Origin of the sequence: Saccharomonospora halophila 8 (assembly GCF_000383775.1) — a bacterium.
GTDB lineage: Bacteria > Actinomycetota > Actinomycetes > Mycobacteriales > Pseudonocardiaceae > Saccharomonospora > Saccharomonospora halophila.
Window position 1 is genome coordinate 92,907 of record NZ_KB912483.1, and the last position, 5,504, is coordinate 98,410.

The 5,504-nt window shown below is 72.0% G+C and carries 7 protein-coding genes; 2 read left to right on the top strand and 5 right to left on the bottom strand.

Annotated features, from left to right (window positions below; translation table 11 throughout):
• The 3 genes from SACHA_RS25900 to SACHA_RS0101865 all read right to left on the bottom strand — a co-directional run.
• Positions 1-401: 2Fe-2S iron-sulfur cluster-binding protein (locus SACHA_RS25900; RefSeq protein WP_039737597.1), on the bottom strand; the 401-nt coding region annotated here is incomplete at its 3' end.
• Positions 398-676, bottom strand: a complete 279-nt coding sequence (locus tag SACHA_RS0101860) for a sarcosine oxidase subunit delta (RefSeq protein ID WP_019806749.1) — start codon at positions 674-676, stop codon at positions 398-400. The genes SACHA_RS0101860 and SACHA_RS25900, both read right to left, overlap by 4 nt.
• A gap of 12 nt (positions 677-688) precedes the next feature.
• Positions 689-1,921 carry a sarcosine oxidase subunit beta family protein gene (locus SACHA_RS0101865; protein ID WP_019806750.1) on the bottom strand — a complete coding sequence of 411 codons (1,233 nt, stop codon included), beginning with the start codon at positions 1,919-1,921 and terminating at the stop codon, positions 689-691.
• Positions 1,922-2,059: 138 nt separating this feature from the next.
• Here SACHA_RS0101865 and SACHA_RS0101870 point away from each other — a divergent pair, with 138 nt between their 5' ends.
• Complete coding sequence (locus tag SACHA_RS0101870; RefSeq protein WP_019806751.1) at positions 2,060-2,731, top strand: GntR family transcriptional regulator; 672 nt, start codon at positions 2,060-2,062, stop codon at positions 2,729-2,731.
• A 78-nt stretch (positions 2,732-2,809) separates the two neighbouring features.
• Positions 2,810-4,291 carry an aldehyde dehydrogenase family protein gene (locus SACHA_RS0101875; RefSeq protein WP_019806752.1) on the top strand — a complete coding sequence of 494 codons (1,482 nt, stop codon included), beginning with the start codon at positions 2,810-2,812 and terminating at the stop codon, positions 4,289-4,291.
• Between the two features lie 30 nt (positions 4,292-4,321).
• Here SACHA_RS0101875 and idi read toward each other — a convergent pair whose 3' ends face one another.
• A complete protein-coding gene (gene idi, locus SACHA_RS0101880) occupies positions 4,322-4,963 on the bottom strand; it encodes an isopentenyl-diphosphate Delta-isomerase (RefSeq protein ID WP_019806754.1) in 642 nt (213 codons plus the stop codon).
• Positions 4,964-5,168: 205 nt separating this feature from the next.
• The coding region (locus tag SACHA_RS19835) for a homocysteine S-methyltransferase family protein (protein WP_019806757.1) at positions 5,169-5,504 on the bottom strand (336 nt) is incomplete at its 5' end.

A 5,504-nucleotide genomic window follows, 5' to 3' on the forward strand; every position in this document is an offset into this window, starting at 1 on the left:
GCCAGCCCGGCGGGGCCCGCCCCGACGACGAGGACGTCGCAGTGGGCGTACGTCCCGTCGTAGCGGGCGGGGTCCGGTTCGGTCGCGAGCCGCCCCTGGCCGGGCAGGCCGGTGGCCTCCAGCCCCTCCCGCAGCGGGACCGTCGTCGCGGGCAGCATCGGCTCCGGGAACGGCGCCTCGATCTGCACCAGCGCGTTCGGCTCCTCCACACCGGCGGCCATGATGCCGCGCGGACGGCCGTACCGGATCCCGGTGGCCACCGTGTGGACGCCGTTGGCCAGCAGCGCCGAGGCGAGCGTGTCGCCGGCGTATCCCTCGTAGGCGTCGCCGTCGAAGCGGAAGCGGACCGGGTGGTCCCGGTCGATGCGCCCCCGGTCGGCGAGCCGGAACTCGTCGCTCACCTCGTCACCGCCTCTGCTGCGTGTGGGTCGTCGTCGGGCTCGATGGCGTTGGTGGTGGTGTCCCGGCGCACGGTGAACCAGCGGCGGCAGCCCGCCTGGTGCGACCACCGCTCGGTGAACACACCCCGCGGGTTGTCCCGGAAGAAGAGGAACCGTGCCCAGTCCTCATCGGACACCGCGTCCGGCCGGTCCGGGTAGCGGACGTCGGCCTGGCCGCCGTAGTGGAACTCGGTCTCGTTGCGCGGCCCGCACCACGGGCAGGGAATGAGTATCATCGTCGGACTCCTTCAGTGCGCGACACCGGCGGCGCCGTGTTCGTCGATCAGTGCGCCGGTGGTGAACCGCTCCAGGCCGAACGGGGCGTTGAGCGGGTGCGGCTCGTCGTGGGCGATCGTGTGGGCGTAGCACCAGCCCACCCCGGGCGTGGCCTTGAAGCCGCCGGTGCCCCAACCGCAGTTGACGTAGAGGCCGTCGAACGGGGTGCGCCCCATGATCGCCGAGGCGTCCGGGGTCACGTCGACGACACCGGCCCAGGTGCGCAGCACGTGGGCGCGGGAGAACATCGGGAACAGTTCCACGGCCGCCGTGAGCTCCCGCTCGATGGTGTGGAACGACCCGCGCTGGGCGTACGAGTTGTGCGCGTCGATGCCCGCGCCGAGGACGAGTTCGCCCTTGTGCGCCTGGTTGACGTAGACGTGCACCGCGTTGGACATCACCACGGTGGGGTGCACGGGTTCGAGCAGCTCGGAGACCAGCGCCTGCAGCGGGTGGCTCTGGATCGGCAGCCGCAGCCCGAGGTCGTCGGTCAGCACGGACGTGCTGCCCGCCGCCGCCAGCGCCACCTTGCCCGCCCGGATCGTGCCGCGTGGGGTCCGCACCCCGACGACCCGGTCGCCGACCCGCTCGAATCCGGTGACTGGGCAGTTCTGAATCAGGTCCACACCCATGCGGTCGAGCGCACGCGCGAAGCCCCAGGCGACGTGGTCGTGCTTGGCGATGCCCGCCCGCGGCTGCCAGGTCGCCCCGAGGACCGGATAGCGCAGGTCCTCAGAGGTGTTCAGGATCGGGCAGACCTCGGACACCTGCGCGGGATCCAGCCACTCCGCGTCGATGCCGCCCAGCTTGTTCGCCTCGACCCGGCGGACCGCGTCGCGGACCTCCTGCAGTGAGTGCGCGAGGTTCAGCACCCCGCGCTGGGAGAACAGCAACGGGTAGTCGAGCTCGTCGGCCAGCCCCTCCCACAGCTTCAGCGAGTGCTCGTAGAGGCCGGCGCTCTCTTCCCAGAGGTAGTTCGAGCGGATGATCGTGGTGTTGCGGGCCATGTTCCCGCCGGCCAGCCACCCGCGTTCGAGCACGGCGATGTTGGTGATGCCGTGGTTGACGGCCAGGTAGTAGGCGGTGGCCAGGCCGTGCCCACCGCCACCGACGATCACCACGTCGTAGGACGCTTTCGGCTCCGGGGAGTCCCAGAGCCGCGCCGGATGGTCCGGCAGGTCGGCACCGGGGGTGCGAGGCGTCATCGAGAACCTCCGTTCGGGCTTGCACAGCAGCGGGGGAGTACGGAGCCGGGTCGCCGAGGCCGGTCGGCGACTGATGAACAGCTGATCGAATACTGGTCGACGTCTGATATATCAGCGTGTCGTCTACAGTAGGACCCCGTGGATTCCGGAGTCAACAGTTCCGCCGTCGCCGGCGGGCACGCGGGCCGGTCGCTGTCCGAGCACGCCTACACGACGGTGCGGGACATGCTGGTCACCCTGGAGATCCCGCCGGGGTCACCGATCAACGAGGAGCGGCTCTCCCGCGGCATCCAGGTCGGCCGCACCCCGCTGCGCGAGGCGATCAAGCGGCTGCAGGCCGAGGACCTCGTGGTGATCTATCCCCGGCGCGGCACGTTCGCCACCGAAATCAACATCACCGACCACGGGCTCATCGCCGAGGTCCGCAGGCACCTGGAGGGACAGGCGGCCCGCAGCGCCGCCGCACGGGCCTCGGACGCCGAGCGGGCCGAGCTGGCCGCGCTGGCCGACCGGATCAGCCCGCAACGCGACGACGTGGACCTGATGCGGCTGGACACCGAGATACACCGGGCGATCTACCACTGCACCCGGAACCGGTACCTGGAAGCCACGCTGAACCACTACTACAACCTCACCCTGCGGATCTGGTACCTGTTCCTCACCCGGCTGCAGGGCATGCCGCGGCACGTCGCCGAACACGAGCGCATGCTGCACGCGATCATCGAGGGCGAGGGCGAGGAGGCCGCCGAGATCGCCACCGGCCACGTCGCCCACTTCGAGAACGCCGTTCTCGCCGCCCTCCGCGAGTAGCCGCTCGACGCCGCCGGTTGTCCGCCCGCGCCCACGGGTACTCCCGACCGGGCACGACAGGCGAGCGAAGGAGCGTCGATGAACTCCCCAGGACAGGCTCCGCGCCCGTACACCGGCTTCGAGCGCATGCCGATCGGCGGTGAGTGGCGGGCGGGCGAGTCGGAGTCGGTGGCGGCGGACACCAACCCCTACACCGGCGAGGTATTGACCGAGATCCCCCTGGCCTCGACCGAGGACGTGGACCGTGCCTACCGGGCCGCCCGGGGTGCGCAGGCGGAGTGGGCCGCCCGCCTCCCGGGCGAACGCACCGAGGTTTTCCTGCGCGCGATCCAGCTTCTGGACCAGCGCCGCCGGGAGTTCGTGGAGTGGCTGATCGCCGAGGCGGGGGCGGTGCGCTTCCGGGCCGAGTTCGAGGTCGACCTCGTGCGGGGTGTCCTGGCGGAGGCCGCGTCGTTCCCCTCCCGGGTGGCGGGGCGGATCCTGCCCAGCACGATCCCCGGCAAGGAGAACCGCGTCTACCGGCAACCCGTCGGCGTCGTCGCGGTGATCAGTCCGTGGAACTTCCCGCTGCAACTGTCCAACCGGTCGGTGGCACCCGCGCTGGCGGTGGGCAACGGGGTGGTGCTCAAGCCCGCGGGGGACACCCCGGTGACCGGGGGGCTGCTGCTGGCGAAGCTGTACGAGGAGGCCGGACTCCCCCCGGGGCTGCTCAACGTCGTGGTCGGGAAGAGCTCCGAGATCGGGGACGTCGTGGTCACCCACGACGTCCCACAGGTGATCTCGTTCACCGGATCCACCCCGGTCGGCGAGAACATCGCGCGCAAGGCACCGCTCAAGCGGTGCGCGCTGGAGCTCGGCGGGAACGGCCCGCTGGTGGTGCTCGACGACGCCGACCTCGACGGCGCCGTGGACGCGGCCGTGTTCGGCTCCTACGTCCACCAGGGGCAGGTGTGCATGGCCACCAACCGTGTGATCGTCGACGCCGGGGTGCACGACGGGTTCGTCGACCGGTTCGCCGAGCGGGTCCGGAGCCTGCGTCCGGGCGACCCCACGGACACGGAGACCCAGGTCGGGCCGATCGTCAACGGCGGCCAGCTCGCCCAGGTGCGGGAGAAGGTCTCCCGCGCGGTCGACGACGGCGCACGGCTCGTCGTGGGAGGGGACCCGCTCGGCCCGACCGGGCTGGTGCTGCCCCCGCACCTGCTGGTGGGCACCAACCGGGTCGCCACCGCGGCGGAGGAGGTGTTCGGGCCGGTGGGCACCGTGGTGCGCGCCGACGACGAGCGGCACGCGCTCCAGCTCGCCAACGACACCGAGTACGGGCTCTCCAGCGCCGTCCACACCACCGACATCGAGCGCGGCGTGCGGTTCGCGCAGCAGGTGCGGGCGGGCATGACCCACGTCAACGACACCACGGTCAACGACGACCCGAACACCGCGTTCGGCGGGGAGAAGGCGTCCGGGCTCGGCCGGTTCGGCGGCGAGTGGGCGATCGAGGAGTTCACCACCGACCACTGGATCAGCGTGCAGTACACCCCGCGGACCCTGCCCCTCGGCTGAGCGGTGTGCCGCCGCGGCCCCGCGGGGAGGTCACCCGCGCGGGGCGAGGGGCTCCCGGGCCGCCGAGGGCAGTTCGGTGTCGTCGGGGACCGGCCAGCGCAGCGGGTCGGGCCCCAGCCGGTGCAGTACGCCGACCTGCCGGGAACACCACGGTGACACGGCCGACGGGTCCGCGCGCACCTCGGCGACGAAGTCGGTCCAGGACACCCACCCGGTCTCGTCGACCTCCGACGGGTCCGGGCGCAGGGCGGGCCGGTCGGCCACCGTCGCCCGGTAGACGGGGCACACCTCGTTCTCCCGGGTGCCGTCCGGCATGGTCGCCTGATAGGCGAAGGCGGGCAGAACCAGCTCGATCGTGTCCGCCACGACGCCGAGTTCGTCGGTGAGCCTGCGGGCCACCGCGTCGGGAAGCGCCTCACCCGGCCCGGGATGGCCGCAGCAGGAGTTCGTCCGCACACCCGGCCAGGTCTTCTTCGCCCGGGCCCGCCGGGTGACCAGCAGACGACCCGCGCGGTCGAAGACGTAGCAGGAGAACGCCAGATGCAGCGGCGTGTGCTCGTGGTGCACCTCCGCCTTCGGCGCGAACCCGACGGGTTCGTGGTCCGCACCGCACAGCACCACGTACTCGGTGTCCGGATCGAGCGCCGAATTCGTGTCGAGTGCTGAGATCATGGACCCGACCCCCTTCCTCTCGCGGCACACACACCGGCCGTACCCCGACCTCGCCTGCACTCTGCTGTGTGTCGCCGTCCCCGGCAACCCGACCGCCCCACCCCACCTGAACGGGGGTGCCGGGGGTTTGCCGTGAAGGGCACCTCCCCTGCGCTCAGCGCAGCGAGGGGCACTTTCACTGCGTCACATGCAGGGAAAGTGCCCTTCACGGCACAGCCGGGGTGACCACTTCGGCGAGGCGGGCGATGTCGGTGGGGAGGACGCGGCAGCAGCCGCCGAGGAGGGTGGCGCCGGCGGCGAGCCAGGTGTGGGCGTCACCGGGGTGGTAGCGGGCGGGGCCGGTCCAGTCGCGGCGGTGTTCGTCCCAGCCCTCGCCGCTGTTCGGGTAGGCCACGACCGGTTTGCCGGTCACCTCCCGCGCGCTCGCCACGGCGTCCGGCACCTCGGCGGGGGCGCAACAGTTCACCCCCACCGCGACGACGTCCGGCGCATCCGCCGCGACGGCGAACGCCTCGGCCATCGGCTGCCCGGCCCGGGTGCG